The 18,485-nt window shown below is 64.2% G+C and carries 12 protein-coding genes, 2 tRNA genes and 2 rRNA genes; 13 read left to right on the top strand and 3 right to left on the bottom strand.

Annotated features, from left to right (window positions below; genetic code table 11):
• Positions 1 to 46 precede the first annotated feature (46 nt).
• The 4 genes from GCE86_RS19260 to GCE86_RS19245 all read left to right on the top strand — a co-directional run bounded on the left by GCE86_RS19260 (position 47) and on the right by GCE86_RS19245 (position 5,185).
• Entirely contained in the window at positions 47 to 1,339 is a 1,293-nt protein-coding gene (locus GCE86_RS19260) for a hypothetical protein (protein WP_154228245.1), read from the top strand.
• A 696-nt stretch (positions 1,340 to 2,035) separates the two neighbouring features.
• On the top strand, positions 2,036 to 2,704 hold the full coding sequence (locus GCE86_RS19255) for a hypothetical protein (protein ID WP_154228244.1): 669 nt from the start codon (positions 2,036 to 2,038) through the stop codon (positions 2,702 to 2,704).
• A 1,053-nt stretch (positions 2,705 to 3,757) separates the two neighbouring features.
• Positions 3,758 to 4,891 carry an aKG-HExxH-type peptide beta-hydroxylase gene (locus tag GCE86_RS19250; protein ID WP_154228243.1) on the top strand — a complete coding sequence of 378 codons (1,134 nt, stop codon included), beginning with the start codon at positions 3,758 to 3,760 and terminating at the stop codon, positions 4,889 to 4,891.
• Entirely contained in the window at positions 4,892 to 5,185 is a 294-nt protein-coding gene (locus GCE86_RS19245; RefSeq protein ID WP_154228242.1) for a hypothetical protein, read from the top strand. It abuts the gene before it with no gap.
• Positions 5,186 to 5,278: 93 nt separating this feature from the next.
• On the opposite strand, the gene GCE86_RS19240 is transcribed toward GCE86_RS19245, so the two are convergent.
• Positions 5,279 to 5,352: transfer RNA gene (locus GCE86_RS19240), tRNA-Gly, on the bottom strand.
• A 258-nt stretch (positions 5,353 to 5,610) separates the two neighbouring features.
• Between GCE86_RS19240 and GCE86_RS19235 the strand changes: the two genes are divergently transcribed.
• From GCE86_RS19235 to clpX, 5 genes are all read left to right on the top strand, one after another.
• Positions 5,611 to 5,684: transfer RNA gene (locus tag GCE86_RS19235), tRNA-Pro, on the top strand.
• 145 nt (positions 5,685 to 5,829) lie between these two features.
• The gene (gene tig, locus GCE86_RS19230) at positions 5,830 to 7,176 is read left to right on the top strand and encodes a trigger factor (RefSeq protein ID WP_154228241.1); all 1,347 of its coding nucleotides are present in this window, start codon (positions 5,830 to 5,832) and stop codon (positions 7,174 to 7,176) included.
• A gap of 174 nt (positions 7,177 to 7,350) precedes the next feature.
• Positions 7,351 to 7,992, top strand: a complete 642-nt coding sequence (locus GCE86_RS19225) for an ATP-dependent Clp protease proteolytic subunit (RefSeq protein ID WP_088960728.1) — start codon at positions 7,351 to 7,353, stop codon at positions 7,990 to 7,992.
• Positions 7,993 to 8,002: 10 nt separating this feature from the next.
• On the top strand, positions 8,003 to 8,665 hold the full coding sequence (locus GCE86_RS19220) for an ATP-dependent Clp protease proteolytic subunit (protein ID WP_091269636.1): 663 nt from the start codon (positions 8,003 to 8,005) through the stop codon (positions 8,663 to 8,665).
• Between the two features lie 215 nt (positions 8,666 to 8,880).
• Positions 8,881 to 10,176, top strand: coding sequence for an ATP-dependent Clp protease ATP-binding subunit ClpX (clpX, locus tag GCE86_RS19215; protein ID WP_154228240.1), 1,296 nt, complete (start codon positions 8,881 to 8,883; stop codon positions 10,174 to 10,176).
• Between the two features lie 23 nt (positions 10,177 to 10,199).
• Here clpX and GCE86_RS19210 read toward each other — a convergent pair whose 3' ends face one another.
• Positions 10,200 to 10,823, bottom strand: coding sequence for a helix-turn-helix domain-containing protein (locus tag GCE86_RS19210; RefSeq protein WP_154228239.1), 624 nt, complete (start codon positions 10,821 to 10,823; stop codon positions 10,200 to 10,202).
• 41 nt (positions 10,824 to 10,864) lie between these two features.
• Here GCE86_RS19210 and GCE86_RS19205 point away from each other — a divergent pair, with 41 nt between their 5' ends.
• Positions 10,865 to 11,698: a DMT family transporter gene (locus GCE86_RS19205; RefSeq protein WP_154228238.1), complete on the top strand. Its 834-nt coding sequence runs from the start codon at positions 10,865 to 10,867 to the stop codon at positions 11,696 to 11,698.
• A gap of 40 nt (positions 11,699 to 11,738) precedes the next feature.
• On the top strand, positions 11,739 to 12,536 hold the full coding sequence (locus GCE86_RS19200) for a carbon-nitrogen hydrolase family protein (RefSeq protein WP_154228237.1): 798 nt from the start codon (positions 11,739 to 11,741) through the stop codon (positions 12,534 to 12,536).
• Positions 12,537 to 12,543: 7 nt separating this feature from the next.
• Here the strand turns inward: GCE86_RS19200 and GCE86_RS19195 are convergent, their stop codons facing one another.
• On the bottom strand, positions 12,544 to 12,768 hold the full coding sequence (locus GCE86_RS19195) for a hypothetical protein (protein WP_154228236.1): 225 nt from the start codon (positions 12,766 to 12,768) through the stop codon (positions 12,544 to 12,546).
• A gap of 659 nt (positions 12,769 to 13,427) precedes the next feature.
• On the opposite strand from GCE86_RS19195, the gene GCE86_RS19190 reads away from it, so the two are divergent.
• Positions 13,428 to 14,944 (top strand): 16S ribosomal RNA (locus tag GCE86_RS19190).
• Between the two features lie 365 nt (positions 14,945 to 15,309).
• A 23S ribosomal RNA gene (locus GCE86_RS19185) occupies positions 15,310 to 18,418 on the top strand.
• Together the 16S and 23S rRNA genes form the textbook arrangement of a ribosomal RNA operon.
• The last annotated feature ends 67 nt before the right edge of the window (positions 18,419 to 18,485 follow it).

Here is an 18,485-nt window from a genome sequence, read left to right as displayed (position 1 = left end):
GCCGCGGCTTGGCTTTGCTTGGCCAGACCTTGCTTAGGGGGCATGCATGTCGGAGGTATTCGGTGACGAGCCGAGGCCGTGGGTCCTCGCCTATGGGTTCGACGCAGACAGCGAGCTGGGTCAGGCAGTGGGCCGGGAAGCCGGCAAGGTCACGTACTTAAGTTCGCAGCGGAACATCAACTTTCAGGTTCGCCAGTCCGACTACGACGCCTTCGTTGTACTTGGCGCATCCCCATCCATCGACGGGCACCTGCGCGTGCTGCAGTTTGGTGGTCCAGGCTTCCATGGCAACGAGCAACGTGAAGATCTCAGCCATTACACGGCCAAGTCTAAGGCGGGTGTCGCTGGTCGTCTGCTGGGACCGGACGCGACAGTGCCGGAGGAGGCGTCGGAGCTGTCCCGCCGGTCGCTGGCACCCTTCCTGTATACGCAATCCCCGCGAACCCTGGTATTCAGGAACACGGCGAGCGACTCAGGGGATTGGGTCCGCGATGACGAGGGGATCGCAGCTTTCGTTCGAGAGCAGGGCGGATTCCCCTGTGCGGGGATCTGGCTTCGGCCGCAAGGCATGCCCTGGTGGTGGTTGCCCCGTGATGCGCCCGACAACTCGCAGTGGGTGACTGCCGCATTCGCACAGTGGCGTCGAGAGGACCGCGTCCGGTTTCCATCCGGCCCAGACTGGGCGAACGAAGACCCATGGCGAACTACTGCTGAGGTCGCTGTCGCGAAGGAACTTGCGGACCATCTAAGGCGCGAGGCTGAAGTGTTAGCTGAGCTCGCCGCGACTCGAGCCCAGCTGGTTGCTGCGCGGGAGGCCGCTCGGGCAGCCGCGGACGCGGCAGAGCGCCGGCTGCTGACGGCCCAGGGCGACGAGCTAGTTGATGAGGTCAAGTCGGCTCTCGAAGAAATCGGATTTGAGGTCATCGAGTCGGACAAGCTTCGATCGAACGCCTCGGAGAAGCTGGAAGACCTGCGGGTCAGCGCCGGAAGCTGGCTCGCCGTGGCAGAAGTCAAGGGTTACGGTGGGCGGCGTACAGCGAAGACTGGCGATTTGCTGCAAGTCGGGAGAGCTGCGACGCGGTATGCGGCAGCAGAGGGACGCATCCCAGATGCCCAGTGGTACATCGTCAACCAGCAGGCTGGAAGTAGTCCAGCCCGCCGGCCGCGACCTCTCTCCTCCAACCCGGGTGATGTGCAGGACTTCGCAAGCGGTGGCGGGCTAGTGATCGATACTGCTGACCTCTTCCGTATTCGGGAAGCGGTGCGCCAAGGCGTCATGACTGCGGAGGCTGCGTTGTCTCTCTTGCAGAAGTCGACTGGGGTGCTGACCTACGTGTGACCCTCAGGGTTGCCTCGTTGGGCAGTCGCAGACCGTCCAGTCCGTCCGAGCGGGGACAAGGTAGAGCGGTCCTACTGGCCGAGTCTCAACGCCCGTCTGTCAGCTCCGGCGCCCGTGGCCCAAAGCGGCCTGGGGATTAGAAGAAGATCGGAGCGGGCTGGTAGGGGAGCCGTTCTCCTGCTCAGCCCGTCCGTCACTGTCGGATGTCGTCGGCGTTGGCTGGCTGTCTGGGCTGTACGGATGGCTGTACGACACGCGGCTGCTGACCATCTGATCCGTAGGAGGGAGCGTGGCCAGCGGGTGTGCCGGTTACCTCGCCGCCGGCTTGGTGCCGGCGCTCCTCGAATCGCGTGGCGTTGCGCTCCGCTGGGGTCAAGCTGGGGTCACCTGACCCCCGCCGAGGAATCCCGGTTCAGGAAGTGTGAACCCGGCCGAAGATCGTTCGACAGTGACCTGGCTCGACCTGCGCCGCGCAGCGCGTTGTAGCGCGGTTCGCCCGAGCCAGAACTTGCAGCCGGGCATTACGGTCGGCTAGGCCGTGGGGATCGAGCACGTTAGGCGGGTCTGGCAACGATGTCTGCGAGAGAAGTGCTAAGAGCGAAAGCCCAACTTGCATTCACAGGGAACATCGGCGAGGAGTTGACGCGAGAAGTCCTAGCGGAACTGCGAACCTCCCAAAGAGACCTGGAGTCTCGAATGAGGAAGACAGCTGTCTCCGCCACCCTGCTTGCCGCCGTCTTCTTGATTCTATTATCCGGCAACGTCACTGAGGCAAGCTTGTCCTTTGTGAAACTGAAGAACTTGGCTCCAATTACTGCCGGACTCCCTGTTGTAATTTCCTATCTTGCCTACTCGTACATGGCCCAGCTCGCTGATGTCACCCACCTCGTGTACTTGCACGACCAGATCATCAGGATCAAGTACCCCGACATGTACGAGAATGATATTGAGATGTTTCTTGCGCCACCCTCATCCGTACTGCATCGCACCTTCAGGCTCCGGGTTCTATTGCCGGGGGCCGTGGGTCAATCTTATGCGTGGCTAGCATACTTCATTCCGGCCCTGTCGCTCCTCAGCGGCCCTGCAGTACTACTCTTCTACTCATTCCGCAAGATTATTCGCTTGGAAGGATTACCGCGCCCACTGCTTATTGCAAGCGTTGCGCTGACTGCTGTCTTCGCACTCTTCGCCGCTTTGGAATTATGGCTGCCGATCACTAGCAGGAAGCGAGGCTGGAGGCCCTGGGGCGGCTTATCGAGGCCTGGCGCTCGAATTGGTCCTGATTCGACCGAAGAGAAGGCAGGGCCGCCAGTTAGGCAAGGGAACTCCTCCGCACGCCCGCTCAATTCAAAGTCTGACGCTTAAATGGTCTAACGACCTTGAATGGCGGCAGAAGCCGAGCGAGCGCAGGTCGCTTCCAGCAGCCCTCGCTTAGAAACAACGTGGCGCGGGCGAAGGCTCGGATCTCCTCGTCGGGCAGTTGCAGACCTTCCAGCCTCCCTGGACGGGGACAAGGTGGAGCGCCCTACCGGACGAACGACCTTGGCCCCGTCCAGGGAGGCTGGTAGCCCTTGTGGTGCCCGGCGAGGGGATCCGCCCCAGGCTGGATCTCTGAGGAGGGCCGGGGTTCGGGGCGGAGCCCCGAGGTCCTCAAGGTCTAATCCCAAAGCGTGGCCGGCCGGCCCGGCCGATGCCGGCCGGAGGTCGCCAGCAGGCCGGGGCCGGGCCGGCGCGGCCCGCTTGCGGGCCGCCTTGATCTATGAAGAGCGCAATTCGGCAATCCCCTCCGTCTCGCACCTCCGTCTCGCTATGATGTCGGACAAGCGAAGAGGAGAACTAAGCAATGGACGTAGAAGCGAAGAGCGAGAAGACTGCGCGCCGTTCGAGCCAAGTGGCAGAGTCCCCACAAGATGCGCTCGCAGACATAATAATCCGTGGGCTCGACACTATCAGTCAGGTCGCTCCCCGCGAAGCAGGTGACGGTACGCCCAAACCGGCCGGGAAAATCTGCATTCTTTTGTACGCCGACTGGGACAGGGCGGCAGCAGAGGAAGAGCCGACCGTACGCGACTAGGGTTGACCAACTCGGCTTCAGCGGTTCTCTCGGACGGCTCAAATGGCTGCATCGGCCTTGAGTTGCCTCCCGCGGAAACGCGAGTGCCGGGCGAGTGGCGCGGCGTATCGAAATGTCGGCTCCGCAGGAAGGATTGTGCCCAGTGGCACTCTCTGCGGCATCGGCTGAAGTTGCCGAATGCGCGATCGACTCGGGCTTGCGACCGGTCGCGGAGCGGGGGTTTGGGATTCTAAATCAATAAATTCCGTGGCGCTCGCCTTCCTTCATTCCGCGTGCTGCTCCAACACTTTCCGAAATCCGGGTGATGTAGGCACTCGATGGATTGCATACTACGAGGTTAATAAGTGGACAGTCTAATCGACGACGAAAAGTTGCTGATAGCAGAGAAGGCTCTCGCCGAAGGCGTTCCATTTGGGAGCTACGAACACATCTCGACGCAGCTTATCAATCAGTATCTGCCATTGCTCTCAACGATTGCCGAGACAACACCGGGGGCGCGAGCGCTCATTGACAGCATCGCTGCTGCGGACGACAAGCTAAAAGGGCTCATACTAACTGACGCCCTCGTACGAAGAACTATCGAAGATGGCGTATGTCTCCTCATGTTGGGGCGCGATGCTATCGGCTATCAGGAATTCAATGAACTGCTCTCGTCGGCGGCTGAGTGTGCTAGATCGGATCGCACATCACTGCTTGGCAAAGCGGCTGGGTGCGGGCGCATTGGTGGCGCATATCGTGGATACGTTTGGACCGATACAGCCGTGGACTCCGTCGGAGCACGCCGGTTCAAGACGCAATGCCTAGAGCGACTTCCTGGGTTTCGTATCGAGCAACCCAAAGAGGAAGAGCTGAGAAACATTTCCGAAGGTGCGAAGATAGTCAACAGGCTGCTTCCTGAATTAGGGAGGAGTGCGCTTTCTCATACATTTATGGTCGTGTTGGCAACTACTGCTGCGCAATTCGGCTCGTTAACCGTTCCAGGCCTCCCGGGCACGATCTTTCTTTCTCCGAGAGTGCTGACCACTCCGGTCCGTGCCGGTGAGGCCATATTGCATGAATCAATGCACCTTAAGTTCATGGACGTGGATTACACCGAGCATCTGTTTTCCTCAGGATTTAGACCTCAGCTTTCACCTAAAATAACTCCCCCCTGGCACAACGCCAGGGACAAGCAGGAATGGCCTCTCGACCGGCTCCTGACTGCAATGCATGTGTATACGGCATTGGCAGTCTTCTACGGCAGGATGGAGCGCGCGGCAAACACGAGCGACGGTGCGGATCGTGCCGAATATCCCGCCGACACCGCTATGAAATATCAACGCGCTATAGATCGTGCATATTTTCTTGCGAACAAATCTCGGGAGTATTCTGAAGTATTTTCCGGCGCAGGTATGGCCTTTATTGAGTGGATCGCGCAAATCCTCAAAGAACTTGACTCGCGATCGTTTCGGGTCGAGTTGACCGGCAAATCGGTGTAGATGTGGCCGCGGCACAAGTCGGCGGCCTGGACGCGGCCCCGGCTCGCGATGCCGACCGCTGCGGACGTGGTGGTGCCTCATCCGCAGGCCGGTGCTGGCACTGCCGAACCAATCCATACCGGCAACACCCTCGCCGCCGCCTCGGGAGCCAGCACCCGCGAGCTGATGCACCGCATGGGCCACGCCACCATGCGGGCGGCCCTGATCTACCAGCACGCCACCAGCGAGCGTGACCGCGAGATCGCCTCCGCGATGGACCGCCGCATCGGCGGGGAGGGCCGACGCCGCCGATGAATGGCACGCGGATGGCCCGCAAGATCCAACCATGGGGGAGAAGCGAACGGCCCAGGTGCCGCGATGATGCGGTCTGCCTGGGCCGGAGTGCTGTGGAGCGGGCGACGGGAATCGAACCCGCACCGTCAGTTTGGAAGACTGAAGCTCTGCCATTGAGCTACGCCCGCAACCGTCCCGCTCTCGCGGGACGCGCCCGACAGCCTACCGAATCCCGGAACCGGACGCGCAGCGCGTACCCGCGCGCCGACGCGACCCGAACGCTGCGGCTCCACACCACTCCGGCGACCTAGCGGCTTCCCACCGCCCGGGACCCCGCCACCTCGCCGTTCTGGCGGAACGGCCCGCCGGCGGCCCGCCACCTCGCGCGTGTGGCGCGCCCCGGTGCCCGTCCGGGGGGCCCGGACGGCATACACTCTTCGTCGCCACGGGGTGTGGCGCAGCTTGGTAGCGCACTCGCTTTGGGAGCGAGGGGCCGTGGGTTCAAATCCCGCCACCCCGACTGTCGTTCGCGACCGGGTCGTCCGGGAACCGCCGATTTTTTCCGCGCGGTACCCGGGCGCTGCCGATGCCGCAGGCCGGCTCGCCTACACTCGATGCGCGCAAACACGCCCAGACTCAACTGAGATCCGTCAAGGAGTACGCCTGTGAAGAGCACCGTCGAGACTCTGAGCCCGACGCGCGTGCGGCTCGCCATCGAGGTGCCGTTCGTCGAGCTCGAGCCGAGCCTCAGGAAGGCGTACCGGGAGATCGGCCAGCAGGTCCAGGTTCCCGGCTTCCGCCGGGGCAAGGTTCCCGCCGCCGTGATCGACCAGCGGGTGGGCCGGGGCACCGTCCTCAACGAGGCGGTGCAGGAGGCCATCCCGGAGAACATCCTGGCCGCGGTCCGGGAGCACGACCTGAAGACGCTCGGCCGCCCCGAGGTCGAGATCACCGAGTTCAACGACGGTGACTCGCTCAACTTCACCGCCGAGGTGGACGTCCGTCCGGAGATCACCCTGCCGGACCCGGCCACCATCGAGGTGACCGTCGACGAGATCCAGATCGCCGACAGCGAGATCGACGAGCAGGTCAACAGCCTGCGCGAGCGGTTCGCCACGCTGAAGACCGTCGAGCGGGCCGCCCAGGAGGGCGACTACGTCCAGATCGACCTGAACGCCACCGTCGACGGCGAGGAGGTGCCGGGCGGGCAGGCGAGCAACATCTCGCACGAGGTCGGCAGCAAGCAGCTCCTGCCGGGCCTGGACGAGGCCCTTGTCGGCCTGGCCGCCGGCGACAGCACCACCTTCACCACCCAGCTGGTCGGCGGCGACTACGCCGGCCGGGACGCCGACGTGGCGGTGACCGTCCGCACGGTGAAGGAGAAGGAGCTCCCCGAGCTCAACGACGACTTCGCCCAGATGGCCAGCGAGTTCGACACCATCGAGGAGCTGCGCAACGACCTGCGCGAGCGGGTCACCCGGGGCAAGCAGGTCGAGCAGATCTACGCGGCCCGCGACAAGGCCCTCGAGCAGATGGTCGCCACCGCCGAGGTGCCGGCGCCCGAGGGCGTCGTCAAGGAGGAGGTCGAGAGCCGCAAGGCCGCGATGGTCGACCAGCTCGAGCGCATCGGCGCCTCCCTGGAGGAGTACCTCGCCGCGGAGGAGAAGACCGAGGAGCAGATCGACACCGAGCTGACCGAGGCCGCGACCGAGGGCGTCAAGATCCAGCTCCTGCTGGACACCCTCGCCGACGCCGAGGACGTCCAGGTCTCCGACGACGAGTTCGGTCACGAGATCGTCCACCGCGCCCAGCGCGCCGGGATGGCCCCGCAGCAGTACTACGACCAGCTGGTCCGCTCCGGCGCCGCCCAGGCCGTCTTCGGCGACGTCCGCCGGGGCAAGGCGCTCGCCGCGGTGATGGAGAAGATCAAGATCAAGGACTCGGCGGGCAACGAGGTCACCCTCGACGCGCTGCGGGCCCAGAACGAGGCCGAGCACAACCACGAGCACTGATCGTCCGGGTGTCGGCCGCCGTCCCGCGCTGTGCGCCGGGCGGCGGCCGAAACCCTTTTCCGGGTACGCCCCACGGGTGACTGCGCTTAGAGCGAACAGTGCCCCGACCGGGAGTACGCCTCCCGGCCGAGCGGTTAGTGTCGGGTAGGACGGTACGGAGAGCGAAGGGCTGCCATGACCGACATGCACATCCCCAAGAAGTCGCTCCGGGCGATCGAGGCCCGCGGTGGCGACTCCATTGGCAACCTCGACGACTCGGTCTACAACCGGTTGCTCAAGGAGCGGATCATCTTCCTGGGCAGCGAGGTGACCGACCAGGTCGCCAACCGCATCTGCGCGCAGCTGCTGCTGCTCGCCGCGGAGGACCCGGACCGCGACATCAACCTCTGGATCAACTCGCCGGGTGGCTCGGTCTACTCCGGCATGGCGATCTACGACACCATGCAGTTCATCGACAACGACGTGTCGACCGTGGCCATGGGCATGGCCGCGTCGATGGGCCAGCTCCTGCTCTGCGCGGGCACCAAGGGCAAGCGGTACGCCCTGCCGCACGCGCGGATCATGATGCACCAGCCCTCCGGCGGCCTCGGCGGCACCGCGTCGGACATCGCGATCCAGGCCGAGCAGATGCTCTACACGAAGCGGATGTTCCAGGAGCGGGTCGCGCACCACACCGGCCAGAGCCAGGCGCAGATCGAGGCGGACTCGGACCGCGACCGCTGGTTCACCGCCCAGGAGGCCATGGACTACGGCTTCATCGACAAGGTGATCATCGGGGCCGCGCAGGTTCCGGATGGCGCCGGGACCCTGAGCTGAGGAGCTGACGATGACCGACCTGAGCCTGCCGCCCCAGTTCGCGGCCGTGCACAACCGCTACGTGCTGCCGTCGTTCGTCGAGCGCACGTCGTACGGGATGAAGGAGTCCAACCCGTACAACAAGCTCTTCGAGGACCGGATCATCTTCCTCGGCGTCCAGGTGGACGACGCGTCGGCCAACGACGTGATGGCCCAGCTGCTGACGCTGGAGGGCACCGACCCGGACCGCGACATCATCATGTACATCAACTCGCCGGGTGGCTCCTTCACCGCCATGACGGCGATCTACGACACCATGCAGTACGTCCGCCCGGACATCCAGACCGTCTGCCTCGGGCAGGCGGCCAGCGCGGCGGCGGTGCTGCTCTCGGCGGGCACCCCGGGCAAGCGGATGGCGCTGCCCAACTCGCGGATCATCATCCACCAGCCGGCCACCGAGGGCGGCTACGGGCAGGGGTCCGACATCGAGATCCAGGCCCGGGAGATCCTGCGGATGCGGACGCAGCTGGAGGACATGCTGTCCCGCCACTGCAACCGCCCGATCGAGCAGGTTCGCAAGGACATCGACCGTGACAAGATCATGACGGCCGAGGAGTCCAAGGAGTACGGGCTGGTCGACACCATCCTGACCAGCCGCAAGAAGGGTCTGCTGGCGTCTCACGCCGCCAGCTGAGCAGTGCGAGGTCGGAGGTCGGCCGGGGCATCGTTCCCGGCCGACCTCTGACACACCCGTTTTGGGGGTCGGAGAAACCTCCGGCAGCGGGTAACGTCGGGTCTGTGCCGCTTCGCTGGGTCGGACCGGCGAGGTGGGACGACAGGACGGACGGGCGCGCGGCGCCCGCAGGTCAGGGGCCGGCGGACCGGCCGACGAGTGCAGGGAGAACGTAGGTGGCACGGATCGGTGACGGCGGCGACCTACTGAAGTGCTCCTTCTGTGGCAAGTCGCAGAAGCAGGTCAAGAAGCTCATTGCGGGCCCCGGGGTCTACATCTGCGACGAGTGCATCGATCTCTGCAACGAGATCATCGAGGAGGAGCTGGCCGAGTCCGGCGAGGTGAAGTGGGAAGAGCTTCCCAAGCCGATGGAGATCTGCCAGTTCCTCGACAACTACGTCGTCGGTCAGGAGCAGGCCAAGAAGGCGCTCGCCGTCGCGGTCTACAACCACTACAAGCGGATCCAGGCCGAGGCGGCCGGCGCACCGGGTTCGGGCAGCGACGGGGTCGAGCTGGCCAAGTCCAACATCCTGCTGCTCGGCCCGACGGGCTGCGGCAAGACCCACCTGGCGCAGACCCTGGCCCGGATGCTCAACGTCCCGTTCGCGATCGCCGACGCGACGGCGCTCACCGAGGCGGGCTACGTCGGCGAGGACGTGGAGAACATCCTCCTCAAGCTGATCCAGGCCGCCGACTACGACATCAAGCGCGCCGAGACCGGAATCATCTACATCGACGAGGTCGACAAGATCGCCCGGAAGTCGGAGAACCCGTCGATCACCCGGGACGTCTCCGGTGAGGGCGTGCAGCAGGCGCTGCTGAAGATGCTGGAAGGCACGGTGGCCAACGTGCCGCCGCAGGGCGGGCGCAAGCACCCGCACCAGGAGTTCATCCAGATCGACACCACCAACGTGCTGTTCATCTGTGGTGGCGCGTTCGCCGGCCTCGACCAGATCATCGAGGCCCGCACCGGCTCCGGCGGCACCGGCTTCGGCGCCCGGCTCCGGTCGGTGTCCGAGCGGTCGACCGACGACATCTTCAGCCAGGTCATGCCGGAGGACATGCTCAAGTTCGGGCTGATCCCCGAGTTCATCGGCCGGCTCCCGGTGATCACCAACGTGCGCAGCCTCGACCGCTCCGCGCTGGTCCGCATCCTCACCGAGCCGCGCAACGCCCTGGTCCGGCAATACCAGCGCCTGTTCGAGCTCGACGGCGTCGAGCTGGAGTTCGAGCCGCCCGCGCTGGAGGCCATCGCCGACCAGGCCATGCTCCGCGGCACCGGCGCCCGTGGCCTGCGGGCGATCATGGAGGAGGTCCTGCTCTCCGTGATGTACGAGGTGCCGAGCAACCCCGACGCTGCCCGGGTGCTGATCACCCGCGAGGTCGTCCTGGAGAACGTCAACCCGACGATCGTGCCCCGCGAGTTCACCGGTCGCCGGGCCCGCCGGGACCGCGAGGAGAAGTCGGCCTGACCGCCACCGCGACCGCGCCCGGGTCAGCTCGGGCGCGGTCCGCGTGACCGGGTCCGCCGATCCCACTCGCCCGACGGGGTGACCGCCACCATCACGAGCCGCGCCGGCTCGTCGCCCCCGCTGCGGTAGCCGTGCTCGCGGTCGGCGTGGAACTCGACCGTCTCGCCGGCGCGTACCTCGTGGTCGACGCCCTCGACGGTGACCGTGACGGTCCCGGCCAGCACGTGCAGCACCTCCCGGGTGCCGCGCGGATGGTCGGGGGAGTGGTGCGCCTCGCCGGGCTCCAACCGCCAGTCCCAGAGTTCGACGAGGTCCGGCTCGCCGAGGCCGCTGAGCAGCCGCGCCGTGCCGCCGTGCTCGCCCCGCCACAGCACCGGCGCGTCGTCGGCCCGGGAGACCCGCACGGTGCTCTCCTCGGCCGGCTCCAGCAGCCGGGCGATGTTGACGCCGAACGCGTCGGCGACCCGGCAGAGGGTGCCGACGCTCGGGTTGGTCCGCGCTCCCTCGATCTGCACGAGCATGCCCTTGCTCACCCCGGAGCGGCCGGCCAGTTCCTCGAAGGACCAGCCGCGGGCGGCCCGCAGCTCGCGTACCTGTCGGGCCACCGCGGAGGTCACCGCGCCCACCCGCCCTCCGGCGTCGGTCATCACACTATCCTTCGCGGTCAATATTGTGGTACGACTGCCTGATGTTCCCCATTGTGCTCGCGGCGGTCTCCGCGGTCGCGTTCGGCACGGCCGACTTCTCCGGCGGCAAGGCGTCCCGGCACGCCGACCCGATCGCGGTGACCGTGGTGTCGCAACTGCTCAGCGTCCCGCTGCTGCTCGCCCTCGTGCTGATCGTGCCCGGCACGCCCGGTCCGCTGGACCTGGCCTGGGGACTGTCCGCCGGGGTGGCCGGCGCGGCCGGCGTGATGCTGCTCTACAAGGCGTTGGCCGGCGGCATGATGGCGGTCGTCGCACCGGTCACCGCGATCACCGCGGCGGTCGTGCCGATCGTCGCCGGGCTGGTCACCGCCCACTCGCCGGGCGCCCTGGCGCTGACCGGCGCGGGGCTCGCCGTCGTGGCCATCGCGCTGGTCAGCCTGGGGGAGGGCGGCACCAGCGGCCGGGTGTCCGGCCGCCTGATCGGCATGGCGCTCGGCGCCGGGCTGCTGTTCGGGATCTTCTTCGCGCTGCTGGCCCAGGCCGACGAGGGCGCCGGCATGTGGCCGGTGGCCGCGGTACGGGCGAGCTCGATCGCCTTCGGTCTGGCCCTCGCCGTGCGCACCGGCGTGCGCCTGCGGCTCGGACCGCGGGTGCTCCGCTGGGCCGCGGCCGCCGGCCTGCTCGACTCGGCGGCCAACGCGCTGTTCCTGGCGGCCGCCGGCCGGGGGCACCTGAGCGTGGTGGCCGCCATCGCCGCCCTCTACCCGGCGAGCACCGTGCTGCTCGCGCTCGCGGTCGACCGGGAACGGCTCCGCCCGGTGCAACTGGCCGGGCTCGGCTTCGCCGCCGGCGCGCTCGTCCTGGCCAGCGTCTGAGCCCTGTCGCGGCCCGCCGTCCGACCGTACGCTGAGCCTCATGCGCGTCGCCGTCTGCCAGCTCAACGCCCGCGAGGACCGGACCGCGAACCTCGCCGCCGCCGAGGGCCTCCTGGCCCGGGCCGCGGCCGCCGGCGCGGATCTCGCGGTCCTTCCGGAGTACGTGGACTACCTCGGCCCGGCCGCCGGCATGCCGCCGGCCGAACCGGTCGACGGGGTGGTGGGCCGGTTCTTCGCCGACGCCGCCCGGCGGTTCGGCATGTGGGTGATCGCCGGCTCGTTCCACGAGGCCGGGCCGGATCCCGAGCACACCTGGAACACGTCGCTGGTCTTCGACCGCGACGGCGCGCTCGCCGCCAGCTACCGCAAGATCCACCTGTACGACGTCGAGATTCCCGGCCGCGTCTCCTATCAGGAGTCCGCCACCGTGGCGCCCGGTGAGAAGCCCGTGGTGGTCGACGTCGAGGGCCTTCGGGTCGGCCTGTCGATCTGCTACGACCTCCGGTTCCCGGAGCTCTACCGCCAGCTGGCCGCCGACGGCGGTGCGGAACTCCTCGTGGTGCCGGCCGCGTTCATGATGCACACCGGCCGCGACCACTGGGAGGTGCTGCTCCGGGCCCGGGCGATCGAGAACCAGTGCTACGTGGCGGCCGCCGGCCAGACGGGCGACCACGAGCCGGGGCGCACCTGTTTCGGCCGCAGCATGGTGGTGGACCCGTGGGGGACGGTGCTCGCCCAGGTGGCCGACGGGCCGGGCTTCGCCGTCAGCGACCTCGACCGGGACCGGCTGCGCACGATCCGCGCCGAGCTGCCGAGCCTCGCCAACCGGCGGCTCTGAGGCTCGCTCAGTTCTCCAGGAGCACGCCGACGACGGTGAAGCCGGCGATGGCCGCGGCCGTGACGAGCAGGGCCGTGGCCATCCGGGAGGGCCCGCGCCGGGCGAGACGTCCCACCGACGCCACGACGACGACGAGCACGAAGGCGCCGATGACCAGCTGCCAGAAGGGCAGCAGGAGCCCGAGCAGGGCCTCCTCGGCGAGCGTCGCCGGGAACCGGGAGACGTCATCCATGTCGAACACTCTGGCACGGATGCGCCCCCGGCGGTCCGGTCCGTACGTGCCTTTCCAGCCGGCTCGAGTCTCTGGGGGCGGCCGCCTCCGGATCTTGCAATGACGATCATTGATTTGCCTTCTCGGGGCCGTCCGCGTAACTTTCTCTCTGCACGCGGGAGGCCGGACAAACCGGCCGAGAACGGGCGCCAGGCTGGTGGCGGTGACGCCGAGCCAGACTGAGGATCCGGGCGGTGCGAGCCACTCCGAGAAACACGGGGTTGCGATCGCGAAGCCGACCGGGTAGAGTTCGAAAGCCGGCAGGGAGCCGGGCGGGTGGCCGCGAAAGCGGCGATCGGCCGGTCCGCCGGAATCCACGACAGCAACGACCGCCATCTACGGCGTGCGTCAGCGTGGATCGGACCGAACCAAGTTGATCACCTCAAACACGAGGTTGACAGCGAAAGTCGGGCCGGGTAAGTTGGAGAGGTTGCCCCGGACGGGGGTCCTGCTGATGCGGGGTTTCCGGATGGTGTGTGGTTGTTCTTTGAGAACTCAACAGGGTGCTTGATAAGCCAGTGCCAAATTGATTTATACCCCGGACTGGTCAGGCTGTGGTCTGATTGGTTGGGATTCCTTTGGCAACACTTTTGTTGTCAGGACATGTTTTCAACAAGTTTTTGTTGGAGAGTTTGATCCTGGCTCAGGACGAACGCTGGCGGCGTGCTTAACACATGCAAGTCGAGCGGAAAGGCCCTTCGGGGTACTCGAGCGGCGAACGGGTGAGTAACACGTGAGCAACCTGCCCTAGGCTTTGGGATAACCCCGGGAAACCGGGGCTAATACCGAATAGGACCTGGCCTCGCATGAGGCTGGGTGGAAAGTTTTTCGGCCTGGGATGGGCTCGCGGCCTATCAGCTTGTTGGTGGGGTGATGGCCTACCAAGGCGACGACGGGTAGCCGGCCTGAGAGGGCGACCGGCCACACTGGGACTGAGACACGGCCCAGACTCCTACGGGAGGCAGCAGTGGGGAATATTGCACAATGGGCGGAAGCCTGATGCAGCGACGCCGCGTGAGGGATGACGGCCTTCGGGTTGTAAACCTCTTTCAGCAGGGACGAAGCGTAAGTGACGGTACCTGCAGAAGAAGCGCCGGCCAACTACGTGCCAGCAGCCGCGGTAAGACGTAGGGCGCGAGCGTTGTCCGGATTTATTGGGCGTAAAGAGCTCGTAGGCGGCTTGTCGCGTCGACTGTGAAAACCCGCAGCTCAACTGCGGGCCTGCAGTCGATACGGGCAGGCTAGAGTTCGGTAGGGGAGACTGGAATTCCTGGTGTAGCGGTGAAATGCGCAGATATCAGGAGGAACACCGGTGGCGAAGGCGGGTCTCTGGGCCGATACTGACGCTGAGGAGCGAAAGCGTGGGGAGCGAACAGGATTAGATACCCTGGTAGTCCACGCTGTAAACGTTGGGCGCTAGGTGTGGGGGGCCTCTCCGGTTCCCTGTGCCGCAGCTAACGCATTAAGCGCCCCGCCTGGGGAGTACGGCCGCAAGGCTAAAACTCAAAGGAATTGACGGGGGCCCGCACAAGCGGCGGAGCATGCGGATTAATTCGATGCAACGCGAAGAACCTTACCTGGGTTTGACATGGCCGCAAAACTGTCAGAGATGGCAGGTCCTTCGGGGGCGGTCACAGGTGGTGCATGGCTGTCGTCAGCTCGTGTCGTGAGATGTTGGGTTAAGTCCCGCAACGAGCGCAACCCTCGTTCGATGTTGCCAGCGCGTTATGGCGGGGACTCATCGAAGACTGCCGGGGTCAACTCGGAGGAAGGTGGGGATGACGTCAAGTCATCATGCCCCTTATGTCCAGGGCTTCACGCATGCTACAATGGCCGGTACAATGGGCTGCGATACCGTGAGGTGGAGCGAATCCCAAAAAGCCGGTCTCAGTTCGGATCGGGGTCTGCAACTCGACCCCGTGAAGTCGGAGTCGCTAGTAATCGCAGATCAGCAACGCTGCGGTGAATACGTTCCCGGGCCTTGTACACACCGCCCGTCACGTCACGAAAGTCGGCAACACCCGAAGCCGGTGGCCCAACCCCTTGTGGGAGGGAGCCGTCGAAGGTGGGGCTGGCGATTGGGACGAAGTCGTAACAAGGTAGCCGTACCGGAAGGTGCGGCTGGATCACCTCCTTTCTAAGGAGCACCTTCACCCGAAAGGGTGCAAGGAGCCCGCGGCCCGCGAATGTCGGGTCGGGGTGCTCAATGGCGGAGACACTGGCGAGTCGGATCCTGGCAACGGCCACTTTGATCTAGTACGACCAGCTTGCTGGTAGGGAACGGTCTGGTGGTGCGGCTGGGGGCCGGCGGTAAGCACCCTGTTGGGTCCTGAAAGAACAACTACGGTTGTCTTTCAGAGCCTTGAGCGGAGCGGAGCTCCGTGAGGCGCCAGGCATGGCCTGGCCCCGCAAACCGGATCTGTTGAGGTCGAGGTGTGGGGCGGTTCGGGTTGTGGGTTGGTTGTTTGTTGAGAATTGCACAGTGGACGCGAGCATCTTTGTGGTCAAGTTGTCAAGGGCGAACGGTGGATGCCTTGGCACCAGGAGCCGATGAAGGACGTGGGAGGCCGCGATAGGCCTGGGGGAGCTGTCAACCAAGCTGTGATCCCAGGGTGTCCGAATGGGGAAACCCGGCACCAGTCATGTGGTGTCACCCGCACCTGAACACATAGGGTGTGTGGGGGGAACGCGGGGAAGTGAAACATCTCAGTACCCGTAGGAAGAGAAAACAACTAGTGATTCCGTGAGTAGTGGCGAGCGAAAGCGGATTGAGGCTAAACCGGCTGCGTGTGATACCTGTCAGGGGTTGCGTGGTCGGGGTTGTGGGACCCTGCTGAATGAGCTGACACTCGTTCGAGGAGTTACAAAGTCAATGGCTAGTCGAACAGTCTGGAATGGCTGACCGTAGACGGTGATAGTCCGGTAGGTGAAAGTTGTTGACCTCCTGTGGGTGTTCCCGAGTAGCGGCGGACCCCTGAAATCTGCCGTGAATCTGCCAGGACCACCTGGTAAGCCTAAATACTTCCTGGTGACCGATAGCGGACGAGTACCGTGAGGGAATGGTGAAAAGTACCCCGGGAGGGGAGTGAAATAGTACCTGAAACCGTTCGCCTACAATCCGTCGGAGCCTTGCGGGGTGACGGCGTGCCTTTTGAAGAATGAGCCTGCGAGTTAGTGGCATGTGGCGAGGTTAACCCGTGTGGGGGAGCCGTAGCGAAAGCGAGTCTGAATAGGGCGTTTTAGTCGCATGCTCTAGACCCGAAGCGGAGTGATCTAGCCATGGGCAGGCTGAAGCGCGGGTAAGACCGCGTGGAGGGCCGAACCCACCAACGTTGAAAAGTTGGGGGATGACCTGTGGTTAGGGGTGAAAGGCCAATCAAACTCCGTGATAGCTGGTTCTCCCCGAAATGCATTTAGGTGCAGCGTCGCGTGTTTCTTGCCGGAGGTAGAGCACTGGATGGTCTAGGGGGCCCACAAGCTTACCGAAATCAGCCAAACTCCGAATGCCGGTAAGTGAGAGCGCGGCAGTGAGACTGCGGGGGATAAGCTTCGTAGTCGAGAGGGAAACAGCCCAGATCACCAGCTAAGGCCCCTAAGCGTGTGCTAAGTGGAAAAGGATGTGGGGTCGCATAGACAACCAGGAGGTTGGCTTAGAAGCAGCCACCCTTTAAAGAGTGCGTAATAGCTCACTGGTCAAGTGGTTCCGCGCCGACAATGTAGCGGGGCTCAAGCACACCGCCGAAGCTGTGGCATTCACATTTCAACCTCGCTTGGACTTGATTCCTTGTGCAGGTGTGTGGATGGGTAGGGGAGCGTCGTGCCGCGAGTGAAGCAACGGGGTGACCTAGTTGTGGACGCGGCACGAGTGAGAATGCAGGCATGAGTAGCGAAAGAAGGGTGAGAAACCCTTCCGCCGGATGACCAAGGGTTCCAGGGCCAGGCTAATCCGCCCTGGGTGAGTCGGGACCTAAGGCGAGGCCGAGAGGCGTAGTCGATGGACAACGGGTTGATATTCCCGTACCCGCGAAAGAGCGACCCTGACGAACCTCGTTGTGCTAACCACCCGAACCATCCAAAGTCTTCGGACTGCGGATGGCGAGCGTGGGAACCTGGCGGGTAGTAGTCAAGCGATGGGGTGACGCAGGAAGGTAGCTGAGCCCGGCCGGTGGTTGTGCCGGGGTAAGCGTGTAGGCCGGCGTGTAGGCAAATCCGCACGCCATATAGGCTGAGACGTGATGCCGAGCCGATTCAGGTGAAGTCAGTGATCCTATGCTGCCGAGAAAAGCCTCTAGCGAGTTCTTAGCGGCCCGTACCCCAAACCGACACAGGTGGTCAGGTAGAGAATACCGAGGCGATCGGGCGAACTGTGGTTAAGGAACTCGGCAAATTGCCCCCGTAACTTAGGGAGAAGGGGGGCCGGAGACGTGAAGCCCCGCGCGGGTGGAGCGTTGTATGGCCGCAGAGAGCAGGGGGAAGCGACTGTTTACTAAAAACACAGGTCCATGCGAAGAAGTAATTCGATGTATATGGACTGACGCCTGCCCGGTGCTGGAACGTTAAGGGGACCTGTTAGCTCTTCGGGGCGAAGCGGAGAACTTAAGCGCCAGTAAACGGCGGTGGTAACTATAACCATCCTAAGGTAGCGAAATTCCTTGTCGGGTAAGTTCCGACCTGCACGAATGGCGTAACGACTTCCCCACTGTCTCAACCACAGGCCCGGCGAAATTGCACTACGAGTAAAGATGCTCGTTACGCGCGGCAGGACGGAAAGACCCCGGGACCTTTACTATAGCTTGACATTGGTACTTGAGTTAGCTTGTGTAGGATAGGTGGGAGCCGGTGAAGCTCATACGCCAGTATGGGTGGAGGCAATCTTGAAATACCACTCTGGTTGATTTGGGTATCTAACTTCGGACCGTTATCCGGTTCAGGGACAGTGTCTGGTGGGTAGTTTAACTGGGGCGGTTGCCTCCTAAAGGGTAACGGAGGCGCCCAAAGGTTCCCTCAGCCTGGTTGGCAATCAGGTGTTGAGTGCAAGTGCACAAGGGAGCTTGACTGTGAGACTGACAGGTCGAGCAGGGACGAAAGTCGGGACTAGTGATCCGGCACTGGCATGTGGAAGCGGTGTCGCTCAACGGATAAAAGGTACCCCGGGGATAACAGGCTGATCTTCCCCAAGAGTCCATATCGACGGGATGGTTTGGCACCTCGATGTCGGCTCGTCGCATCCTGGGGCTGTAGCAGGTCCCAAGGGTTGGGCTGTTCGCCCATTAAAGCGGTACGCGAGCTGGGTTTAGAACGTCGTGAGACAGTTCGGTCCCTATCCGCCGTGCGCGTAGGATACTTGAGAAGGGCTGTCCCTAGTACGAGAGGACCGGGACGGACGAACCTCTGGTGTGCCAGTTGTCCCGCCAGGGGCACGGCTGGTTAGCTACGTTCGGAAGGGATAACCGCTGAAAGCATCTAAGCGGGAAGCTCGCTTCAAGATTAGGTATCCCACCCACATTTGTGGGGTAAGGCCCCCAGCTAGACGACTGGGTTGATAGGCCGGAAATGTAAGCCCGGTAACGGGTTCAGTTGACCGGTACTAATAGGCCGAGGACTTGACTACCAAGCTGCTACGCGTCCACTGTGCAACTCTGAACAAACGACAACCACAGGCTGGTTGTTTGACATGT

Source organism: Micromonospora terminaliae (assembly GCF_009671205.1).
GTDB lineage: Bacteria > Actinomycetota > Actinomycetes > Mycobacteriales > Micromonosporaceae > Micromonospora > Micromonospora terminaliae.
The sequence above is the reverse complement of the archived record's forward strand: the minus strand, read 5'-3'. Positions and strand labels throughout refer to the sequence as shown.